Annotated in this window: 20 protein-coding genes; 10 read left to right on the top strand and 10 right to left on the bottom strand. The window is 69.2% G+C overall.

Features of this window, described 5'->3' with window-relative positions; translation table 11 throughout:
• The first annotated feature begins 350 nt into the window (after window positions 1–350).
• Window positions 351–1655 (top strand): xylose isomerase, encoded by a 1305-nt coding sequence (gene xylA / locus Q1B08_RS04710; protein ID WP_299815508.1) that lies wholly within the window; start codon window positions 351–353, stop codon window positions 1653–1655.
• On the opposite strand, the gene Q1B08_RS04715 is transcribed toward xylA, so the two are convergent.
• From Q1B08_RS04715 to Q1B08_RS04725, 3 genes are all read right to left on the bottom strand, one after another.
• Entirely contained in the window at window positions 1646–2125 is a 480-nt protein-coding gene (locus Q1B08_RS04715; RefSeq protein WP_299815511.1) for a response regulator, read from the bottom strand. The genes xylA and Q1B08_RS04715 overlap by 10 nt on opposite strands.
• Before the next feature lie 14 nt (window positions 2126–2139).
• Complete coding sequence (locus tag Q1B08_RS04720) at window positions 2140–3264, bottom strand: PAS domain-containing protein (RefSeq protein WP_299815515.1); 1125 nt, start codon at window positions 3262–3264, stop codon at window positions 2140–2142.
• A 123-nt stretch (window positions 3265–3387) separates the two neighbouring features.
• Window positions 3388–4290 (bottom strand): MurR/RpiR family transcriptional regulator, encoded by a 903-nt coding sequence (locus Q1B08_RS04725; protein ID WP_299815518.1) that lies wholly within the window; start codon window positions 4288–4290, stop codon window positions 3388–3390.
• A 98-nt stretch (window positions 4291–4388) separates the two neighbouring features.
• On the opposite strand from Q1B08_RS04725, the gene Q1B08_RS04730 reads away from it, so the two are divergent.
• The 8 genes from Q1B08_RS04730 to Q1B08_RS04765 all read left to right on the top strand — a co-directional run bounded on the left by Q1B08_RS04730 (window position 4389) and on the right by Q1B08_RS04765 (window position 12624).
• Window positions 4389–5135, top strand: a complete 747-nt coding sequence (locus Q1B08_RS04730; RefSeq protein ID WP_299815521.1) for an N-formylglutamate amidohydrolase — start codon at window positions 4389–4391, stop codon at window positions 5133–5135.
• A complete protein-coding gene (locus Q1B08_RS04735; protein WP_299816346.1) occupies window positions 5135–5677 on the top strand; it encodes a TRAP transporter small permease subunit in 543 nt (180 codons plus the stop codon). The genes Q1B08_RS04730 and Q1B08_RS04735 overlap by 1 nt, the downstream gene beginning before the upstream one ends.
• Entirely contained in the window at window positions 5667–6995 is a 1329-nt protein-coding gene (locus Q1B08_RS04740) for a TRAP transporter large permease subunit (RefSeq protein ID WP_299815524.1), read from the top strand. The genes Q1B08_RS04735 and Q1B08_RS04740 overlap by 11 nt, the downstream gene beginning before the upstream one ends.
• A 70-nt stretch (window positions 6996–7065) precedes the next feature.
• A complete protein-coding gene (locus Q1B08_RS04745) occupies window positions 7066–8103 on the top strand; it encodes a TRAP transporter substrate-binding protein (RefSeq protein ID WP_299815527.1) in 1038 nt (345 codons plus the stop codon).
• Between the two features lie 58 nt (window positions 8104–8161).
• Entirely contained in the window at window positions 8162–9526 is a 1365-nt protein-coding gene (locus Q1B08_RS04750; RefSeq protein ID WP_299815530.1) for a glutamine synthetase family protein, read from the top strand.
• Between the two features lie 4 nt (window positions 9527–9530).
• Window positions 9531–10907, top strand: a complete 1377-nt coding sequence (locus Q1B08_RS04755) for an aldehyde dehydrogenase family protein (RefSeq protein WP_299815533.1) — start codon at window positions 9531–9533, stop codon at window positions 10905–10907.
• A complete protein-coding gene (locus Q1B08_RS04760; RefSeq protein ID WP_299815536.1) occupies window positions 10904–12049 on the top strand; it encodes an iron-containing alcohol dehydrogenase in 1146 nt (381 codons plus the stop codon). The genes Q1B08_RS04755 and Q1B08_RS04760 overlap by 4 nt, the downstream gene beginning before the upstream one ends.
• 56 nt (window positions 12050–12105) lie before the next feature.
• The gene (locus Q1B08_RS04765; RefSeq protein ID WP_299815539.1) at window positions 12106–12624 is read left to right on the top strand and encodes a YetF domain-containing protein; all 519 of its coding nucleotides are present in this window, start codon (window positions 12106–12108) and stop codon (window positions 12622–12624) included.
• A 6-nt stretch (window positions 12625–12630) separates the two neighbouring features.
• Here the strand turns inward: Q1B08_RS04765 and Q1B08_RS04770 are convergent, their stop codons facing one another.
• The gene (locus Q1B08_RS04770; RefSeq protein WP_299815543.1) at window positions 12631–14067 is read right to left on the bottom strand and encodes an MFS transporter; all 1437 of its coding nucleotides are present in this window, start codon (window positions 14065–14067) and stop codon (window positions 12631–12633) included.
• Window positions 14068–14271: 204 nt separating this feature from the next.
• On the opposite strand from Q1B08_RS04770, the gene Q1B08_RS04775 reads away from it, so the two are divergent.
• Window positions 14272–15621: an AarF/ABC1/UbiB kinase family protein gene (locus Q1B08_RS04775; RefSeq protein WP_299815546.1), complete on the top strand. Its 1350-nt coding sequence runs from the start codon at window positions 14272–14274 to the stop codon at window positions 15619–15621.
• On the opposite strand, the gene Q1B08_RS04780 is transcribed toward Q1B08_RS04775, so the two are convergent.
• The 6 genes from Q1B08_RS04780 to Q1B08_RS04805 form a co-directional block, all read right to left on the bottom strand.
• The gene (locus tag Q1B08_RS04780; RefSeq protein ID WP_299815549.1) at window positions 15618–16160 is read right to left on the bottom strand and encodes a cupin domain-containing protein; all 543 of its coding nucleotides are present in this window, start codon (window positions 16158–16160) and stop codon (window positions 15618–15620) included. The genes Q1B08_RS04775 and Q1B08_RS04780 overlap by 4 nt on opposite strands.
• A 288-nt stretch (window positions 16161–16448) precedes the next feature.
• Window positions 16449–17807, bottom strand: a complete 1359-nt coding sequence (locus tag Q1B08_RS04785; RefSeq protein ID WP_299815552.1) for an FGGY-family carbohydrate kinase — start codon at window positions 17805–17807, stop codon at window positions 16449–16451.
• The gene (gene rhaM / locus Q1B08_RS04790) at window positions 17804–18121 is read right to left on the bottom strand and encodes an L-rhamnose mutarotase (RefSeq protein WP_299815555.1); all 318 of its coding nucleotides are present in this window, start codon (window positions 18119–18121) and stop codon (window positions 17804–17806) included. Before rhaM ends, Q1B08_RS04785 begins: the two co-directional genes overlap by 4 nt.
• Entirely contained in the window at window positions 18118–19119 is a 1002-nt protein-coding gene (locus tag Q1B08_RS04795) for an ABC transporter permease (RefSeq protein WP_299815558.1), read from the bottom strand. Before Q1B08_RS04795 ends, rhaM begins: the two co-directional genes overlap by 4 nt.
• Window positions 19116–20090, bottom strand: coding sequence for an ABC transporter permease (locus tag Q1B08_RS04800; RefSeq protein WP_299815560.1), 975 nt, complete (start codon window positions 20088–20090; stop codon window positions 19116–19118). The genes Q1B08_RS04795 and Q1B08_RS04800 overlap by 4 nt, the downstream gene beginning before the upstream one ends.
• A complete protein-coding gene (locus Q1B08_RS04805) occupies window positions 20087–21604 on the bottom strand; it encodes a sugar ABC transporter ATP-binding protein (protein ID WP_299815563.1) in 1518 nt (505 codons plus the stop codon). The genes Q1B08_RS04800 and Q1B08_RS04805 overlap by 4 nt, the downstream gene beginning before the upstream one ends.
• Window positions 21605–21639: the final 35 nt, after the last annotated feature.

The following is a 21639-nucleotide window of genomic DNA, read 5'->3' on the forward strand; positions in this document are numbered from 1 at the left end:
GCGGATCTCCATCCCGGCTAGACCATCGACGACCGCGTCGCCGTCACGCGCTCCGGTCCTCCGATCACCGGCGGGATCGAACGCCTCGATTGCCGCTCCAGGCCGTGTTCTCTTCGGACCGATCCGCGGCTCGACGTGCCTGTTACGATGACTTCGTCCGGTGAGCATGCCCCGGAGACCGCCGGCGCCGAGATGCCCATCGTCTGAACCGGCTCCTGCGGCGCCGAGCGGGTGTGCTATTCGGGCCTGGACCACGAGGCCGAAGCGCTTGCGCATTCGGCCGCGCGTGAGATCCTGCGTCGTGGCCGCCTTTGGGCCGCGAGATCATCCCGAGCCGAACGAGGACCGCAATGCGCAGCTACTTCTCCGAAATCGAACCCCTCCGCTACGACCCCGAAGCGGACGACCTGTCGTTCCGGCACTACGACCCCGACCGCGAAGTCGCCGGCAAGCGGCTGCAGGATCAGCTGCGATTCGCGGTGGCGTACTGGCACAGCCTCGTCTGGGACGGCTCCGACCCGTTCGGCGGCGGCACGTTCCAGCGCCCGTGGTTCCCGCACGACACGATGGAGCATGCGAGGGCCAAGGCGGACGCGGCCTTCGAGATGTTCCGCATCCTCCGCGTGCCGTTCTTCGCCTTCCATGACCACGACGTGCGCCCCGAGGGGGGCAGCCTGCAGGAAAACCACCGCCGTCTGAACGAGATCGCCGACGTGTTCGAGGCGAAGATGGCTGAGACGGGCGTGGGCCTGCTTTGGGGAACGGCCAACCTCTTCACGCATCGCCGCTTCATGTCGGGCGCCGCGACCAACCCGGACCCGGACGTCTTCGCCTGGTCGGCCTCGTCCGTGCGGGCCTGCCTCGAGGTAACGCACCGCCTCGGAGGTCGGAACTACGTGCTCTGGGGCGGGCGCGAGGGCTACGAGACGCTGCTCAACACCGACCTGAACCGCGAGCTCGAGCAGATGGGCCGGTTCCTGTCGATGGTGGTCGAGCACAAGCACAAGATCGGGTTCGAGGGTCAGATCCTGATCGAGCCGAAGCCGCAGGAGCCGACGAAGCATCAGTACGACTACGACGTCGCCACGGTCTACGGCTTCCTCCGGCGCTTCGGGCTCGAGAACGAGGTGAAGCTCAACATCGAGCAGGGCCACGCGATCCTCGCCGGCCACAGCTTCGAGCACGAGATCGCGCTCGCGCAGACGCTGGGCGTGTTCGGCTCCATCGACATGAACCGCAACGATTACCAGTCCGGCTGGGACACCGACCAGTTCCCCAACAACGTCGCCGAGGTTGCGCTGGCCTATTACGAGATCCTGCGCGGCGGCGGGTTCGGCCAGGGCGGCACGAACTTCGATGCCAAGCTGCGGCGGCAATCGCTCGACCCCGTGGATCTGATCGCGGCGCATGCCGGGGCGATGGATGTCTGCGCTCGCGGGCTCGAGGCGGCGGCGCGGATGATCGCGGACGACGCGCTCGAGGGGCCGCGCCGGGACCGCTACGCCGGTTGGGAGACGGAGACAGCCCGCGCCATGCTCGCCCCGGGCGCGAGTCTCGCCGATATCGCCGACCGGGCCGAGACTTCCGGCCTCGATCCCGCACCGCGGTCGGGCCGCCAGGAGATCCTGGAGAACGTCGTCAACCGCTACGTCTGAGCCCGCGCGGCCGGGCTTTCGCAGCCCAGCCGCGTCGCGAGGTCGGACCGCATGAAGAAGCCGTTCGGCGCGGCGAGAACCGGCGGCGGCGTCCTGATCCCGCCGTGCAGAAAGGCCAGCACGGCCTCGATCACGCCGCTCGAGAAGGGCTTGGGCACCACGCCGTCGCCCCGCTCGATCTCCGGCAGGAGCAGCCGGGGGTTGGCGGTCACGAACACGATCAGCGCCTCGGGCCAGGTCGCGCGGATATAGTCCGCAGCGTCGAGCCCGCAGGACTTCTCCGCGAGTTGCAGGTCGACGAAGGCCAGATCGACATGGAGGTCGGTATCGATGGCGCAAAGCGTGCGGACGCTCGAGGCATCGGCGACCATCCGGTGCCCCTCCGCCTCGATCATCAGCTCCAGATCCATCATGATGAGGGTCTCGTCCTCGACGACGACGATCTGCAGGCCCGTTTCATCCTGCGTCATCGAAGCTGTGCCCCTCATTCTGCCGGTTCGGACCGAAACCGGGTTCTGCTCATGGTCCCGTCCGCAGAACTAGTCCATTCCGTCGTCCCGTCGAGCTGACGCGACAGCCGATTGACGAGGACGAGGCCGAGCGACCGGCCGCAGGGACGCGGGTCGAAACCCGGTCCGTCGTCCGTCAGTTCCACCACGACCGCGCCGCCTGTGCGTTTCGCGGTGATCGTGAGCCGCCCGGAGCGGCCGTCCGCGAAGGCGTGCTTGACGACGTTGGTCAGGAGTTCGTTGACGAGGAGGCCGAGCGCGGTGGCCTTCGCCGCCTCGATATCCACCGCCTCGATACGGTCGACGACCTCGATATCGTGCCGGCCCGAAACCGCGAGGACGTCGGAGACGAGGCCTCGCAGGAAAATGCCGACGTCGAAGCGGCGGATATCCGGCGTCTGGTGCAGCGTCCGGTGGACGGTGGCGAGCGCGTCGACCCGCTCGAGCATCGTTCCGAGCGTGCGCGCGAGCTCCGGTTCCCCGACCGAATTCGCCTGCAATCGCAGGAGCGAGCCGATCATGGTGAGGTTGTTCTTCACCCGGTGATCGACCTCGTCGAGCAGGATCGTCTTCTCCTCGAGGGCGCGTTTGTTCTCCGCGAGGGCATCCTTGAGCTCCCGCGTGCGCGCCTCGACCTCCGCCTCCACGAGCGCTTTCTGCCGCGCGACCTTCTCCTGCGCCTCGACCCGGTCGGTCACGTCGATCTGCGAGGCAAAGAAGAACTGCACCTCTCCGTCGTCGTTGTGGACCGGCCCGACGAAGAGCGCGTTCCAGAACGGCGTTCCGTCCTTGCGGTAGTTCAGAAGGTCGACCTGGATCGCCTCCTCCCGCGCGATCGCCTCCCGCAGCTTGCGCACCTTCTCGGGATCGGTGTCGGGACCCTGCAGGAAGCGGCAGTTGCGGCCCATCACCTCCTCACGGTCGTAGCCGGTCAGGGTGAGGAAGGCGTCGTTCGCGAAGACGATCGGAATGTCGTCCTGGCGCGGGTCGGAGACGAGCATCGGCATGCGCGTCGATCGCACCGCCGCCGCGAACGGATCGCCGCGGCCCTGCGCATGGGGCACGTCGTCGGTCTGGTGCCAGTCATCGTCCGTCGTCATTCGCGAATTGCCCCGTTCGTTCCGGCATTTACCTATCGAAGACCGGCCGCGCGCCGCAACGCGCATGCGGCCCCGGCCGCCGGTCGAACGGAAGATTAGCGTTCCGCGTCACGGTTTCGACCGCTACCGTGGCCGGAACATCGGTGTCGCCCTCGCCAGCCTTTCGAGCGCGTCGAGCCGCGCGGCGCTCGGCCCCGGTGCGAAGCGCTGCACCTCGGCCACCAGCGCCTCCACCAGAACGAGCAGCGCCACCGTCGAATCCCAGCTCGACTGCGTCTCGATCGACGCGCGCAGCGAGTGCGCGGCGTATCGCTCCACGGGGGAGCCCCAGATGTCCGTGAGCAACATGATCCGCGCCGACCGGCCGGCCGCATGACGGGCCAGCGTCTCGATCTCGCGGTCGTAGCGGCGGATGTCGAACAGGACGAGCGTGCTCGCGGGCCCCGTGTCGATCACGGTCTGCGGCCAGAGCGCTGGCGAGGATTCGAGGATGCGCACATCGGCGCGGATCAGGCGCAGGTGATCGGCCAGATACTGCGCCAGCGACCGTGTGATGCGGCCGCCGGCGATATGCACCGTCCGTTCGGGGGCCGCCAGGTCACGGGCGATGGCGTCGAAGGCCGCGACGTCGAGCCGCCGGAGCGTCCGGTCGATGTTGCGCGCCGCCCGCTGCGCGAAACGGGTGACGACATGGGCGTCGGGCGCGACCGGCGGCGCCGCCTCGAGCTTGGCGAGCGGCTGCTGCATGCGGGCGGCGAGATCGGCGCGGATCGCGTCCTGCAACGCGGGAAAGCCGTCGAAGCCCAGCTTGCGGGCGAGGCGGATCACCGTCGGCGTGGAGACCGCGGCGATCTCCGCCAGGCGCGTGATGGATTGCAGGCCCGAAAGGAGCGAGTCCTCCTTGAGCACTTCCGCCAGCTTGCGTTCCGCGGCGGTCAGCACACCGCGGCGTTCGTCCAGAAGGTCGCGGACGAGTGGACGGTCGGCGGGCAGGCCGTCGGGCGGGTCGTCGCGGCGATCGGTCAAGGCGTCCCTCCCTCCCGACGGGCCGCCCGGTCGGATCTTGACACGCGGGGAAGCCCTGTAATGATGATTACAGAACAGGGACGGAGCGGGCAACGCGAATGAGGGACGAATGGACCGCCGTCGAGGTGATCCGGCCGAAAGGGGCGGGTCCGGCCGTGCTCGTCTGCGAGCACGCCTCCGCCCGGATTCCGTCCGAACTCGGCGATCTGGGTCTCTCGGCGGCGTCGCGCCATTCGCACGCGGCCTGGGACATCGGCGCGCGCGACGTGGCACTGACGATGTCGGCGCTTCTCGACGCCCCGCTGGTGGCCGGCGCCATCTCGCGCCTGGTCTACGATTGCAACCGTCCCGAAACCGCGCCCGATGCGATCCCGTCGCTGAGCGAGCGCCATCCCGTTCCCGGCAACGGGAGCCTCGACGCAGGGGGCCGCCGGGACCGTCGCCTGCGCGTCCACGACCCGTTCCACGCGGCGCTCGATGCCGTTCTCGACGCGCGCACCGACGGACCGGCGCTGGTGACGGTCCATTCCTTCACGCCGGTCTTCCACGGCCTGCCGCGCGACGTGGAGCTGGGCTTCCTGTCGCATTCCGACGCCTCCCTGGCGCGCGCCGCCTTGGCCAAGGTCGGTCCCCGGCATCGCTCGGCGCTCGACGCGCCCTACGGGCCGGGCGACGGCGTGACCTACACGCTCGCCCGCCACGGCGAGGCGCGCGGCCTGCCGGCGCTGATGATCGAGATTCGCAACGACCTGATCGACCGGCCCGAGACGGCCGCGCAGATGGGCGCGCATCTGGCCGGGATGCTGCTCCGCTCGCTCGATGCGCTCGACGAGGCGGCCGCGTGATCCGGGCCGCCCGAGCCTATGTCGCGGTCATGGACCGCGTCAGCCTCGGGCTCGGGCGCGTGATGATGTGGGGCATCTTCGCGCTCATGGGCGTGCTTCTGTGGTCCACCGCGTCGAAGGCCCTCGGCGCGCCGTCCCTCTGGACGCTCGAGACTGCGCAGTTCGCGATGATGGCATACTTCATGCTGGGCGGGCCCTACGCGCTTCTGATCGGCGCGAATGTCCGGATGGACCTGTTCTACGGAGAGCTCTCGCCCCGGCGCAAGGCGGCGACCGATTGCGTGACCGTGATCTTCCTGCTGGTCTATCTCGGCACCCTGATGTGGGGCGGGGTCGAGTCCACCATCTACGCCTTCCAGTACGGCGGCGAGCGCAGCCCGTCGGCCTGGCGCCCCTACATGTGGCCGATAAAGGTGGTGATGTGCACGGGCATCGCGCTGATGCTGCTGCAGGCGTTGAGCGAACTCGCCAAGGACGTCCTGTTCCTCGCGACGGGCCGTCCCGACCGCACCGCCACCGAAGGGCCTGCCGATGCCCTATGAGATGATCGCCGCGCTGATGTTCGCGAGCATGATGCTGCTGCTTCTAACGGGGCAGCGCGTCTTCGGCGCGATCGGCTTCGTCGCGGTCGTGTCGGCGGTCCTCCTTTGGGGCGACCGGGGCGGCTACGACATCGGCTTCGCGGCGGCAATCAAGGTGATGCGGTGGTATCCGCTGCTGACGCTGCCGATGTTCGTGTTCATGGGCTACGTGCTCTCGGAATCGAAGATCGCCGACGACCTCTACCGCATGTTCCACGTCTGGATGGGCGGCATTTCCGGCGGGCTCGCCATCGGGACGATCGGGCTGATGGTGCTGGTCTCGGCGATGAACGGGCTGTCGGTTGCGGGCATGGCGATCGGGGCGACCATCGCGCTGCCGGAGCTGCTCAAGCGGAACTACGACAAGCTGATGGTGACGGGGGTGATCCAGGCCGGTTCCTCCCTCGGCATCCTTGTGCCGCCTTCGGTCGTGCTCGTTCTTTACGCGATGATCGCGCGGCAGCCGGTGGGACAGCTCTGGCTCGCCGGCGCGGTGCCGGGACTGATGATGGCGGGGCTCTTCATCGCCTACATCGCGCTGCGCTGCCGGCTGAACCCGTCGCTCGGACCCGTGCTGGACCCGGCCGAGCGGGCGGCGATCCCCATGGCGGAAAAGCTGCGCCTGCTGCGCTCGGGCCTGCTGCCGGTGGGCATCTTCGCGGTGATGATGGTGCCCTTCGTCAACGGCTGGACCTCGCTCGTCGAGAGCTCCGCCATCGGCGCGCTCGCCGCGCTCCTCGCGGCCTTCGCCAAGCGGCGCATGACCTGGCCGGTCTTCGAGACCTGCCTGCGCCAGACGCTCGGCATCACCTGCATGTTCATGTGGATCATCCTCGCCGCGCTGGCCTTCGGGGCCGTCTTCGACGGGCTCGGCGCGGTGAAGGCGATCGAGGATCTTTTCACCGATCAGTGGGGCCTGTCGCCCTGGGTCATCCTGATCCTGATGCAGCTGAGCTTCATCCTGATGGGGACGTTCCTCGACGATACGGCGATGCTGGTGATCGTCGCGCCGCTCTACGTGCCGCTGGTGGGGGAGCTCGGCTTCGACCTGATCTGGTACGGCGTGCTCTACACGATCACCTGCCAGATCGCGTACATGACGCCGCCCTTCGGCTACAACCTGTTCCTGATGCGCGCGATGGCCCCGCCCGAGATCGGCATCCGCGACATCTACCGTTCCATCGTGCCCTTCGTCGCCGTGATGATCCTCGCGCTCGCGCTGGTGATGATCTTTCCCCAAATCGCGCTCTGGCTGCCGAACCGGGTCTACGGCGGATGAGCGGCCGCACATTAACCAGCGGCCGGACGAACCGGCCCGTCCCAACCCAGTCCAGACAGAGGAGACGACCATGACCTCAAGACGCAAGTTCCTGCGTGGCGCCGCGCTCGCCGCGCCCGCGACCCTCGCCACGCCCGCGCTCGTGCGCGCGCAGGAGGCGATCCAGTGGCGGTTCCAGACCTATGCCGGCGCCGCCCTGGGCGAGCAGGTGACCAAGCCCGTCATCGACTACATCAACGCCAATTCGAACGGCGAGCTGCAGGTGGAGCTGTTCTACGCCGACCAGATCGTGCCCACGGGCGAGCTGTTCCAGGCGCTCCAGCGCGGCACCATCGACGGGGTGCATTCCGACGACGACTCGATGGCCTCGCCCACGCCCACCCGGCAATTCGGCGGCTACTTCCCCTTCGCCACGAAGCACATCCTCGACGTGCCGGTGCTCTTCAACCAGTACGGGCTCGCCGATATCTGGCGCGAGGAATACGGCAAGGTCGGGGTCCAGTGGCTTTCGGCGGCGGGGCAGGACCCGTGCAACTTCAACACCACGCGCGAAATCACCAGCGTGTCGGATCTCGACGGGCTCAAGCTCTACACCTTCCCGACGGCCGGCCGCTTCCTGTCGCAGTTCGGCGTGGTGCCGGTGAACATCCCCTACGAGGATGCCGAAGTGGCGGTGCAGACGGGTGAGCTCGACGGCATGGCCTGGTCGGGCATCACCGAGGACTACACCGTGGGCTGGGCCGACGTGACCGACTACTTCCTCACGAACAACATCTCCGGCGCCTGGATCGGGTCGTTCTTCGTCAACCAGGAGCGTTGGAACGAGCTGCCTGAGCACCTGAAATCGGTCGTCATGGCCGGGATCGAGGCGGGCCACACCTATCGCAACCAGTGGTATTGGGGCGGCGAGGCGCGGCTCCGCGCGCAGGGCGACAAGCTGGAGCTGCGTTCCGTGCCCGCGGAGGAGTGGATGCAGGTGGAGGAAGCCGCAAAGAAATTCTGGGACGAGGTCGCGCAGGAGGGCGAGGTGCAGCAGCGCATCGTCTCGATCTTCCGCGACTACAACCAGGTCATCAACCAGGCCGGCGCGCCCTACACCAACGGCTGAAGCCACCGGGGGCGGCCCCGCCGCGGGTCGCCCCCGTTTCAAACTCAAGGAACATTCCATGCCCGGCACCCTGACCCTCGACGGCCTCCGCAAGCTGGCCGATTCCGGGGAGATCGATACCGTTCTCGTCGCGCTCGTGGACATGCAGGGGCGGCTCATGGGCAAGCGCTTCCATGTCACGAACTTCCTCGAGCACGGCGTCGAGGAAAGTCATTGCTGCAACTACCTCCTCGCCACGGATCTGATGATGGCGACGCCCGAGGGTTACGCTGCGACAAGCTGGCGGCAGGGTTACGGCGACTACCTGCTGCGGCCCGACCTCGACACGCTGCGTCCGGTGCCGTGGCTTCCCGGCACCGCGCTGGTCCTTTGCGACGTGCTCGATCACCACGACCATTCGCCCATCGCTCACTCGCCGCGGCAGATGCTGAAGGCGCAGGTCGCCCGGCTCGCGGAGATGGGCTATTCCGCGACCATGGCGACCGAGCTCGAGTTCTTCCTGTTCGAGGGGGATTACCGCAGCCTGCAGAAGGGCGGCTACCGCAACCTCGTCCCGCTCTGCGGCTTCAACGAGGATTACAACCTCTTCCAGACAACCAAGGAGGAGCCGATCCTCCGGCCGCTGCGCAACAATCTCGTCGCCGCCGGCATTCCGGTGGAAACAACCAAGGGCGAGGCGGAGCGCGGCCAGCACGAGCTCAACATCCGCCACGCCCCCGCGCTCGACTGCGCCGACAACCACACGATCGCGAAGCAGGCGATCAAGGAGAGCGCCTGGGCGGCGGGCTGCTCGGCCTCCTTCCTGCCGAAATGGGCGTCCGACAAGGTGGGTTCGGCGGGGCACGTCCACATGTCGCTCCTGAAAGACGGCGCGTCGGCCTTCTACGAGGAGGGCGCGGATTACGGCATGTCGCCCCTGATGCGGCATTTCATGGCGGGCGTCCTCGAATACGCGCCGGACCTGACCTTTTTCCTGGCCCCCTACGTCAACAGCTACAAGCGCTTCGCCTCGGGCACCTTCGCGCCCACGCGCACCGTTTGGTCGGTGGATAACCGCACTGCCGGATTCCGGCTGTGCGGGGCGGGCACGAAGGGCGTGCGGGTGGAGTGCCGGGTGCCCGGGTCCGACATGAATCCCTATCTCGCACAGGCCGCGCTCCTCGCCGCGGGCATCGCGGGCATCGAGGCGGAGCTGCCGCTACCCGATCCGACGAAGGGCGATGCCTACGAGACGAAGGGCGAGGCCGAGATTCCGCGCACGTTGCGCGCGGCGACGGAGACCCTGCGCGGCTCGAAGATGCTGCGGGCGGCGATGGGCGACGCGGTGGTGGACCACTATACCCGCGCCGCCGAATGGGAACAGGAAGAGTTCGACCGCGCCGTCACCGACTGGGAGATCGCGCGCGGCTTCGAGCAAGCTTGAGGGAATGACCATGTTGCAATGCATCTCGCCGGTCGACGGATCGGTTTACGCGGAGCGTCCAGCACTGAGCTTCGACGCGGCCCGCGCGGCCGTGGACGAAACCCGGCGCGCGCAGGCGGACTGGGCCGCACGGCCCCTCGACGAACGCGTCCGGCTCGTCCTCGCGGGGATCGAGGCGGTGGGCGCGATGAACGACGAGATCGTGCCGGAGCTCGCCTGGCAGATGGGCCGCCCGGTCCGCTTCGGCGGCGAGTTCGCGGGCTTCGCCGAGCGCGGCCGCTACATGGCCGACATCGCCGCCACGGCGCTTGCCGATATCGAGGTCGGCTCGGACAACAAGTTCCACCGCTACATCCGGCGCCTGCCCTGGGGCGTGGTCCTTGTCGTGGCGCCCTGGAACTACCCCTACATGACCGCGATCAACACCGTCGCGCCGGCGCTCATCGCGGGCAATGCCGTGATCCTGAAGCACGCCACGCAGACGCTTCTCGTGGGCGAGCGCATGGCGCGGGCCTTCCACGCGGCGGGCGTGCCGGAAGCGGTGTTCCGCAACGTCTTCCTCGACCACGACACGACCGATGCGCTCCTGCGTGCGCGGACCTTCGACGCGGTGAACTTCACCGGCTCCGTCGCGGGCGGGCAAGCGATGGAGCGCGCGGCGGCGGGCACCTTCGTCCCCGTCGCGACCGAGCTTGGCGGCAAGGATCCGGGCTACGTGATGGAGGACGCGGACGTCGCCGCGGCCGTGGACACGCTGATGGACGGGGCGATGTTCAATTCCGGGCAATGCTGCTGCGGAATCGAGCGCATTTACGTCCATGCCCGGCATTACGACGAGTTCGTCGAGCGCGCCGTGGCCTGGGCGCGGGCCCAGAAGCTGGGCGACCCGCTCGACCCCGAAACGACGATCGGGCCGATGGCCCATGCCCGCTTCGCCGCGCATGTCCGCGCGCAAACCGAGGCGGCGGTCGCCGCCGGTGCGACGGCGCATCTGGAGCCCGATCCGGCCGATGACGGCGGCGCGTATCTGGGCCCGCAGGTGCTGACCGGCGTGACCCACGACATGGACGTCATGCGGGAGGAGAGCTTCGGCCCCGTCGTCGGCATCATGCGGGTCGCGGACGACGACGAGGCGGTGCGCCTGATGAACGACTCCCGCTACGGCCTGACGGCGAGCCTCTGGTCGGCGGACGAGGCGCGCGCCGCCGCGCTCGGCGACCGGATCGAGACGGGCACCGTGTTCCTCAACCGCGCCGACTACCTCGACCCCGGCCTCTGCTGGACCGGCTGCAAGGATACCGGCCGGGGCGGGGGGCTCTCGGTGATCGGCTATCACAACCTCACCCGACCGAAATCCTACCATCTGAAGGTCTCCGCATGACGCTCTCCGGCCGCTGGTCCTATCCCAACGCCATCCGCTTCGGCGCCGGCCGCATCGCGGAGCTGCCGCAGGCCTGCATCGAGGCGGGCATGCAGCGCCCGCTTCTCGTGACCGACCGGGGCCTCGCGAAGCTCGACGTGACGGCGCGCGCGCTCACGATCCTGGAGGAGGCGGGTTTCGCGCCCGCGCTCTTCGCCGAGGTCGATCCGAACCCGAACGAGGTGAACCTCGCCGAGGGCGTCGCGGCCTATCGTGCGGGAGAGCATGACGGGGTGATCGCCTTCGGTGGCGGTTCGGGCCTCGACCTGGGCAAGATGGTCGCCTTCATGGCGGGCCAGATCCGTCCGGTCTGGGATTTCGAGGACGTGGCCGACTGGTGGACGCGCGCCGACAGCGACGCGATCGCGCCCATCGTGGCCGTGCCGACCACGGCGGGCACCGGTTCGGAGGTGGGCCGCGCGAGCGTCATCACGAATTCGCGGACGCACGAGAAGAAAATCATCTTCCACCCGAAAATCCTGCCGGCCATCGTGCTGGCCGACCCGGAGCTGACGGTGGGGATGCCGCCGCACATCACCGCGGGAACGGGGCTCGACGCCTTCGCGCATTGCGTCGAGGCCTTCTCCTCGCCGCATTACCACCCGATGAGCCAGGGCATCGCGCTCGAAGGGATGCGGCTGGTAATCGAACATCTGCCGCGCGCCTATGCCGAACCGGACGATCTGGAAGCGCGCACCCACATGATGTCGGCCGCCTCCATGGGCGCGGTCGGGTTCCAGAAGGGGCTGGGCGCGATCCATGCGCTGAGCCATCCGATCGGGGCCGTCTTCAACACCCATCACGGCACCACCAACGCCGTCTGCATGCCTGTCGTGCTGGACTTCAACGCGGACGCGATCAGCGACCGCTTCGATCGTGCCGCCCCCTATCTCGGCATCGAAGGCGGGTTCGACGGGTTCCGCGCCTTCGTGGACAGGTTCAACGACGGCTTCGGAGTGCCGAAGCGCCTGCGCGATCTCGGGGCGGATCCTGCGCGGATCGACGAGCTCGTGCCGATGGCGTTGCGCGATCCGTCCTGCGGTGGCAACCCGGTCGAGCTGACCGAGGCGGGGCTGCGCGATCTCTTTGAAAGGGTGATCTGAGGGTTCGGGCGAAACCATCCCGGCGGATGGGTCGTTGGGCGCGAACGGAGGTGCCCATGAACTGGTCCGAGATGTTCTTTCAAAGCTGGAGCGGGATCGTGCGAACGGTCATCGTGGGCACGCTCGCCTATGCGTTCCTCGTTTTCTCGCTCCGGGTCTCGGGCAAGCGGACGCTCGCGAAGCTGAACGCCTTCGACCTCGTCGTGACGGTCGCCTTCGGCTCCACGCTGGCCTCCATCCTGCTGAGCGAGAGCGTCGCGCTGGCCGAGGGGGTGACCGCGCTCGTCCTTTTGATCGTGCTGCAATATGCGGTGACCACGCTTTCGGTGCGCTCCGAGCGCTTCGCTCGCGCCGTCCGCTCCGAGCCGACGCTGCTGCTGCGGGACGGTGTGCCGCTGCCCGACGCGATGCGCCACGCCCGGGTCACGAAGGCAGAGCTCGAAACGGTGGTGCGGACCGAGGGGCAGCGCGGGCTCGAGGATATTTCCGCGGTGATCCTCGAATCCGACGGCTCCTTCTCGGTGATCGACGGAGGGCAGTCGAAGCGAAGCCCCCATTCCGACGCCGGAACCTGACGACGCTCACCCCTCGTCGGGCAGCCGGACCGGCGCGAAGAAGGGTGCCGTGACGACGGTGAGAGCGACGAGGCAGGCATAGCCGATCGCGCCCAGCATCGCCGCGCGGTAGGCCTCCTGGTCGCCCTGCGCCGCATCGCCCAGGATGGTGAAGAACACGCCTCCCATGATCGCCACGCCGAATGCGATGCCGACCTGCCGGATCGCCTGCACCGCGCCGGAGGCGGAGCCGGTATCGCTGTCGGACGCAGCGGCGAGGGCGACCTGATACAGCGGCGAGACGACGTTGCCGAGGCCGAGCCCGCCCAGAAAGAACCACGGCGCCATCCGGAGCCACGAGATCTCCGCGCCCATTCCCATCACGGCCCAGGCCTGCCCGATGAAACCCGCCGCGAACAGAAGGCCGCCGCCCACGACGCGCGGACGCATCCAGCGCGAGCCGAGCCAGCCGCTCGTGGCAGAGGCGACGAGCACGCCGAGCGGGAACGGCGTCGTCGTCAGTCCCGATTGCAGGGGCGTGAGCCCGTAGCCGGATTGCAGGTACAGCGCCATCACGAAGAAATAGGCCGGCGCGGCCGAGAACAGCACGCCGCCCAGAAGCCCGCCGGCAAGAAACGGGCCGGAGCGGGTCAGCCGCATGGGCAGAAGCTGGGGCCGGTCGCGCGCCTCCTGCCGGCGCTGCCAGCGCAGGAACGCCCAGCCGAGCGGGAAGGCCGCCAGGACGGGCACGATCATCCAGCCCTGCCAGCCGAGCGCGGGCGCCTCGATCAGCGGGACCAGCACCGCGAGCATGGCCAGCGCCGCCAGAAGGATGCCGATCCCGTCCGTGCCGAGGCGCGCATTTCCCTCCGCGCGGGGCACCAGCAGCAAGGCGCCGACGAAGGCCGCGATCCCGAGGGGGATGTTGACGAGGAAGATCGGCCGCCAGGTCAGGTCGAACAGATCGGCGCCGATCAACAATCCGCCGACGATGGGGCCGGTCACGGAGGCGAGGCCCGCTGCCAGCGCGAAAAGACCGAAGGCCGCGCCCCGCTGCTCCGGCGGGAACAGCCGCGGGACCAGCGCCAGCGTCTGCGGCGTCATGATCGCCGCGCCCATGCCCTGCACGACCCGCGCGCCGACCAGCGTGCCGATGCCCGGCGCAAGGCCGCAGACGAGCGAGGCCGCCGTGAAGACGACGATCCCGGCCATGAACATGCGCCGGCGCCCGTAGAGGTCCCCCATGCGACCCGCCGGTAGGAGCAGCAGCGCGAAGGAGAAGGTGTAGCCCGCGACGATCCACTCGATCAGGTTGGGCGGCGCCGACAGTTCCTCCTGCATCGAGGGCAGAGCAACGTTCACGATGGTGATGTCGATCAGGTTCATGAAGTTCGCCAGCAGGAGCACGGCCACGGCCGCCCATTTGCGGCGCGAGGCGGAATCGGGGGAAGGGGCTCTGGGCATGGCGGATCCGGAGTTGAGACGATGCGCAACCTAATGGCCGGGGCGCCGGGGTCTATGGTGACTGGCGCGACCGGTGCGGACCGTGTCCGGCGCGCACGACCGGACCCGGTCTCCGTCCGGCACCGGGGGCATTTCGCCGCGTCCCGCCCACGAGGGCCGCGTCGTTCTATGTCCCGCGTGAGGATGCAGCGGGACGAGGCACGTGTGACGAACGAGGATACCGAAGACGCGCGCCGGGCAGGCGTGCCGGTCCCGTCGGGCAGGCTTGCGCGGCTCGCGCGGCTCGGCTCCACCGGGGCGGGCGTGGCCGGGCGCGTGGCGGCGGGTGGGCTGGCGGAACTCGGTCGCGGGCGGCGGCCGCAGCTGCGCGACCTCGTGCTCACGCCCGGCAACGTGCGCCGCGTGACCGATCAGCTTGCCGAGATGCGCGGCGCGGCGATGAAGTTGGGCCAGCTTCTTTCGATGGATGCGGGCGAGGTGCTGCCGCCGGAGCTCGCCGCGATCATGGCCCGCCTGCGCGCGGAGGCCGACGCGATGCCGCCCGCGCAGCTCCGCCGCGTGCTCGACCGCGAATGGCCGCGGGGCTGGCTTTCGACCTTCGCCCGGTTCGACGTCCACCCGGTCGCCGCAGCCTCCATCGGTCAGGTCCATCGCGCATGGCTGAAGGACGGGCGGGCGCTGGCGATCAAGGTCCAGTATCCGGGCGTCGCGGCCAGCATCGACAGCGACGTGGCGAATGTGGGTGCGCTGTTGCGGATCTCGGGCCTGCTCCCGCGCGGGTTCGACCTCGCGCCCTATCTGGCCGAGGCCCGCGCGCAGTTGCACGCGGAAACGGATTACATGGCCGAAGGCGCTCATCTCGCCCGGTTCGCCGACGTCCTCGCCGGGGACGACCGCTTCGCCGTGCCCGAATACGTTGCATCCTTTTCAACCGGGTCGGTGCTGTCGATGTCGTTCATGGAGGGCGCGCCGATCGAGAGCGTGGCGGAGGCGTCGCAGGCGGTCCGCGACCGCGTGGCCCGCGACCTGATCGACCTGACGCTGCGCGAGCTCTTCGTCTTCGGCTGGATGCAGACGGACCCGAACTTCGCGAACTACCGCTGGGACGCGGAGGCCGGGCGCATCGTCCTGCTCGATTTCGGCGCGACCCGGCGGATCGACCCCGCGACCGCCGATCTGCACCGCCGCCTTCTGATTGCCGCGCTCGACGGTGATCGGGACAGGCTGCGCGCGCTGGCCGGGGAGGTCGGCGTGATCGGGCCCGACACGCCCGCCGGCCATGCCGACCGCATCCTCGACATGGCCGAGATCGCCTGCGCCGAGCTGCGCCGGACCGGCCCATTGGATATCGCGACGCTGGACCTGCCACGCCGGCTGCAGGCGGAGGCGATCGCGCTGGCCGAGGACGGCCTGGTCCCGCCGCCGCTGCCGATGGAGGCGCTGCATGTCCAGCGCAAGATCGCGGGCATGTACCTGCTCGCCGCCCGGCTTCGCGCGCGCGTCCCGGTGCGGGAGATGGTGGAGGGCTATCTCGGACGGGCGGAGCCGGATTAGCCGTCCGTCGTCCCGGCCCAGACGGGGAGAAGCGGACCCCCGTCGCCCCAGACCGGATCGGTTCCGGGTCGAGGTACGGCCGCGATCCGATCGCGCATGGTGTCGTCGGCCGGCGCATCGGCCCGGACGGTCTCGTAATCTGATTGCCCGGGGGGATAGGCACCGCAGATCCGGAAGTTCCCGCTCGCCACGACCTGGCAATGTCCGGTTCCCGGCGGCAACATGATCACGTCGCCGGCCGCGACCTCCACCCGTTCGCCCCCCGGACCGCCAAGCATCAGGGTGGCCTCGCCCGTCGCGACGGCCAGCACCTCATGCGCGTTCGGATGGTAGTGGTGATAGGGAAAGACCTGCCAGACCCAGGTGCCGGTCCAGCCATTCGCCTCCAGAAGCGCGGTCACCGCCTGCGGGTCGGCGCCTCCGCCCAACGCGCCCCGCATCAGGATCGCGGGCAGCGCGGGGTTGTTCGGAACCGTCCCGTCATCGACGAAGTGCAGCTTGCGGAACTCGACGTCGTCCGGCGGGGCGGGTTCTGCCATCCTGCTGCCCGATATCATGTCCGCCCCCTGACCTTTCGCACCCGGCGCCCACCGCACGGGATACCGCATCCTTCGGGAAAAGCCATGAGCATGACCGCCATCGCCGAGGATCGGGATTTCAGGGTGCGGCACGGGAAGGCGCCGACGCGTCGAAATCTTTCGGAACGACGGTCATTCTCGGTACGCAGGGTCCGCCCGCGACCGCCGCGTCGGAGTCTACGCGCCGCCGGGGTGGACGGGCAGCGCCGCGCGCATGCCTTCGATCGTCCAGATTGCCGCTCCGTCCCCTCAGGACGCCACCCGGGCTCGCCATTCGTCCGCGTAGGCCCGAAGCGCGGGCGCGTTCGAGGGCGTGATCGTCGTCCCCCGCGCCATCCGGCGCCTTTGGGCGAGCAGGAGCGCGCTGCCGGCGGAGGTTCCGGTGGCAGAGGCGTTGGCTTCCACCTCGTCGCGCAGGGTGGCGAGCATGTCGAGGTAATCGGCATTCCGCGCGAACGGCCCCTCGACCACGACCGGCCCCTCCGCGCCCGCGAGAGCGAGGCAGGTGTCGGTCATCAATGCGAGGTACCACGAGATCGCGAGCATTCGCGCGCCCTCGGTCGCAGGCTCCGCCGTGAAGCCGCCCCCGCGCGCGGGAAACGGACCCGTGCCCCGCTCAACGGCCGGCAAGCACCAAGGCCCGGAGAGAGCCGCCGCGCGGTCCTCGGGACTCGGCACCGTCGCCGTGCCATCGCGCAGACGTTCGTATTCCCGCCCGCCCATGAAGCGCGCGGAAGGGACGGGCTCGCCCCGGGCGGACACGTTGACCAGCGTGTCGCGCCCCGGATCGAGCGCCACCGTGCGGCCGCCGACCGCCATGACGACGACCCAGGTGCCGGTCGAGACGATCGCGAAGGGCGCCTCCCGGCCGGTGAGGTGCGGATAAAGCGAGGCGTTGCTGTCGTGGATGCCGCAGGCGACCGGGGTGCCGGGGGCGAGCCCGGTCCGCGCCGCGACCTCCGTCGTGACGGTGCCGAGGATGTCGGAGGCGTGACGCGGCGGCGCGATCCTGTCTGCGAGGCCGAGCCGGGCGGGCAGCGAGGAGAACCGTCCCTCCCACGGGTTCCACAGATCGGTGTGGCAGCCGAGCGAGGTTACATCCGTGGCGTGCGCGCCGGTGAGGCGGTAGCCCCAGTATTGCGGGTAGGTCAGGACATGCGCGACGTGCTCCGCGAGGTCGGGATCCTCGCTCAGCATCCAGTGCAGCTGCGCCCCGAGGTTGAGCCCGTTCGGCAGGCGGGGGGAGCCTGTCTGCGCGAAGGGCGGGCGGATCGCGTCGTAGGCGTCGGCGCTGCGCGCGGGCCCGTCATGCTCGTAGTCGAGCATCGGCGCCGCGAGCCCGCCCTCCGCGTCGAGAAGCACGGCGGCGGCGCCGTGGGTCGTCACCGAGATCGCGTCGATCCCGTGGGTGGATTGCATCGCCGCCAGCCCGTCGAGCAGGAAATCCCAGTGCCCCTCGAGGTCGAAATGCGGCCAGGGCGGGCCGGGGCGGACCGTGTTCGGACGGGTGCGGACGTCGATCTCGGTCAGGCTCTCGCTCTCCACCAGCGCGAGCTTCGCGTTGGTCTTGCCGATGTCGATGACGGCGATGCGGCGCGGATCGCTCATCGCAGGTGGAACACCGTCTCGAGATCGCGCGCGAGGGGGGAGCCGTCGAGGTTCGTCTCCATGATGTCGGCCATGTGGTCCCACCAACGCCGCATCACCGGATGGTCGGGCAGCGCGTCCATGCCGTGATCGTCGGTCCGCCAGAGCACCGCGAAGAGGGTCGAGGTCTCCCGGTCGAGATGGATGGAATAATCGCTGACCCCGGCGTCGCGCAGGAGTTCCACGAGTTCCGGCCAGATCGCGTCGTGGCGGCGCCGGTATTCCGCCTCCCGCCCCGGCAGGAGCTTCATCGCGAAGGCGTGTTTCCCGCTCATGCGGCCCTCCCGGTGCGGATCAGTCTGTAAAGGCGCGGCAGGGCGATCACCGCGATCAGGAGCGCGCCGGTGAAGATGGACATCACGATCCCCGGCACGTTGAGGAGGCCGAGCCCGAAGGTCGCCATCCCGATGATGAGCGCGGCCAGCACCACGCCCGGGATGGAACCCGCGCCGCCCAGGATCGACACGCCGCCGAGCACGACCATCGTCACCACCTCCAGCTCCCAGGCGAAGGCGATGGAGGGGCGGGTGGAGCCGAGCCGCGCGGTCAGGCAGATCGCCGCGATCCCCGACATCGCGCCGGTCAGCACGAAGAGGATCATCTTCACCCGCGCGACGCGGATGCCCGAGAAGGTCGCCGCCGTGGGGTTGTTGCCGATGGCGTAGACCTGCCGGCCGAAATTGGTGGCGTGCAGCACCACCGCGTAGAGGCCGGCGAGAAGCGCGAACAGTACGAGCTCGAACGAGACGACCCAGAACACGTAGCCGCGCCCGAGCCAGACGAAGCTCTCCGGGTAGCCGTTGAACGCCTGATCCCCCAGCACGATGTAGCTGATCCCCCGGAACAGGCTCATCGTTCCGATGGTGACGACGATGGAGGGCAGGCCCAGCCGGGTGACAAGCACGCCGTTGAAAAGCCCGCAGACCACGCCCACGCCGAGGCCGATCACCGCTAGCCCCGCCGCGCCCACGTCGAATTGCAATGCCCAGCCCATCGCGGTGGAGGCGAGCGCGATGATGCCCGCGACGCTCAGGTCGATCTCCCCCGCGATGATGAGGAACGCCATGGCGAACGCGATCATCGCCTTCTCGGTGAAGTTGAACGTCGCGTCCGAAAGGTTCCAGGGATCGAGGAAGTACGGGCTGGCCTGCGTGTTGGCGATGAAGATGAGGATCGCGATCACGGCGAGCAACAGCTCCCAGCTCCGCAGGATGCGCGCTCCGCACCCCGTGCCGCGGTCGGGCAGGCGACGGGCCTCGGCGGTCGGACTCATCGGGCGGCCTCCGGCTTCAGGATCACGCGGCCGGGCTGCCGGCGGGCGTGGAAGGCGACGGCGACGATGATCGCGGCGCCCGAGATCGCCATCTGCCAGAAGGGCGAGATGCCGGCGACGGGCAGGGCGTTCTTGATCGTGCCGAGGAACAGCGCGCCCAGCACCGCACCCGTCACCGTGCCGAGGCCCCCGGCGATGGAGATGCCGCCGATCACGCAGGCCGCGACGATGTCGAGTTCGAACCCGCCGGCCACATCCGTGTAGGCCACCGCGTAGCGCGACACCCAGAGATACCCGCAGAGCCCGGCGAGCCCGCCGGCGATCACGAAGGCCTGGAACCGCGTCCGGCCCACCTCGATGCCCGTATAGATTGCCGCGCCCGGATTGCCGCCGACGGCGTAGAAGGCCCGGCCGAGCGCGGTGCGGTTCACCCCCACGGCGAAGGCCGCGACGACCGCCGCCCCGGTCCAGCCGAGGAGCGGCAGGCCGAGGATCTCCGTGCGCGGGAGCGCCTTGTAGGCCGCGCTCATCTCGTGGCTGTTCACCCACTCGCCGCCCGAGACGAGGAAGATCAGACCCCGGTAGATCGTCAGCGTGCCGAGGGTGACGACGATGGACGGAATCTCGAGCTTCCAGACCAGAAGTCCGTTGAACGCGCCCATCAGGAGCCCGAGTCCGATGGCGGCGGCGATGAGAACCCCCATCGGCAGGTCCGGCATCGCGGCGTTCAGCATCGCCGTGACCATGCCCGTCAGCGCGAGGTTCGAGGCGAGCGACAGGTCGATGCAGCGCGTCAGGATCACCAGCATCTGACCGAGAGCGAGGATCACGAGGATCGAAGTGTCGTTGAAGATCGCGGCGAGGTTGCTGGGCGCGGCGAAGCCCGCGAAGCGCGTTTCCACGAGCAGGACGAGCGCGATCAGCGCGGCGAGAAGGATCGCCTCGCGGGAGCGCAGGAACGACCGGATCATGCGGCTGTCTCGTAGCCCGCCGCCGCGCGGACCAGCGCCTCGGGCGTGAGGCCCTCGCGGTCGAAACGCGCCGCGATGCGGCCGTCGCGCAGGACGATGACGCGGTCGGACATGCCGAGGATCTCGGGGATTTCGGAGCTGACCATGACGATCGACAGGCCTTCCGCGGCGAGCTCGGCCATGAACTCGTGGACGGCGGCCTTGGAACCCACGTCGATCCCCTTCGTCGGCTCATCGAGGATGATGACCGCGGGCCTCGTGGCGAGCCACTTGGCGATCACCACCTTCTGCTGGTTGCCGCCCGACAGCGTGCCCACTTCCTGATCCAGCGCGGCGGCGCGCAGGTCGAGCCGCTCGGTGTAACGGCGCGCAAGGCGGAACTCCTCGGCCATGCGCACGAAGCCGTGGCGCGAGGTCTGCGCGAGCGAGGGCAGGGTGACGTTCTGGAAGATCGGCATCGCGGTGATCGCCCCCTGCCGCCCCCGATCCTCCGGCACGTAGACGATGCCGCTCGCGATGGCGTCGGCAGGCGAGCGGATGACGAGCGGCCGCCCGTCGAGCGTCACCGTTCCCGAGGAGGGGCGGGTCACGCCGAAAAGCGCCTGCATGAACTCGGACCGCCCCGCGCCGACGAGGCCGTAGAACCCAAGGATCTCGCCCCGGCGCAGGGTGAAGGAGATGTCGGCGAACTCGGTTGGATGGCTCATCCCCTCGACCCGCAGAACCTCGCCGCCAGGGGTGGCCGTTCGGGCGGGAAAGATCGCGTCCATCGACCGGCCGACCATCCGCTCGACGAGCTGATCCTCGGTCACGTCGGCGATCAGGCCGGCATCAACCATCTCGCCGTCGCGGAACACGGTGTAGCGGTCGGCGATGCGGAAGACCTCGTCGAACTTGTGGCTGATGAAGAGGATCGCCTTGCCCTCGGACTTGAGGCGCCCGACGAGCTCGTAGAGCTCCTCGATTTCGGCCTGGCTCAGCGAGGCGGTCGGCTCGTCCATCACCACCACGCGCGCGTCCACCGACAGGGCGCGGGCGATGGCGACGAGATGCTTCGACGCGATGCCCAGCTCGCGGAGCGGTGTGCGCGGGTCGATCCGGGCGCCGATGCGATCGAGGATGGCGGCGGCGTCCCCCCGCATGCGCGTCCAGTCGACGAGGCCGAAGCGGCCCCGCGGCGCATGGCCCAGGAAGATGTTCTCCGCCACGGTCAGCTCGTCGAAGAGCACCGTTTCCTGATGGATCGCGGTGATCCCGGCTTTCGTCGCGGCCCCGGCGGAGGGAAACCGCGTCTCCGCCCCGTCGACCCGGATCGTGCCGGCGTCGGGCTGATGGATGCCGGTCAGCACCTTGACGAGCGTGGACTTGCCGGCACCGTTCTCGCCCACCAGCGCCGTGACCTGACCGGGATATAGCGCGAGCTCCACATCGGCGAGCGCGACCACGCCCGGAAACGTCTTGCATATCCCGTCGAGCCGCAGCACGGGATCGGCGTCGGTCTCTGTATCCTTCATACCGGGCGCCCCCATCCGTCGGACGGACCCGGCCT

The organism is uncultured Jannaschia sp. (assembly GCF_947494025.1).
Lineage (GTDB): Bacteria > Pseudomonadota > Alphaproteobacteria > Rhodobacterales > Rhodobacteraceae > Jannaschia.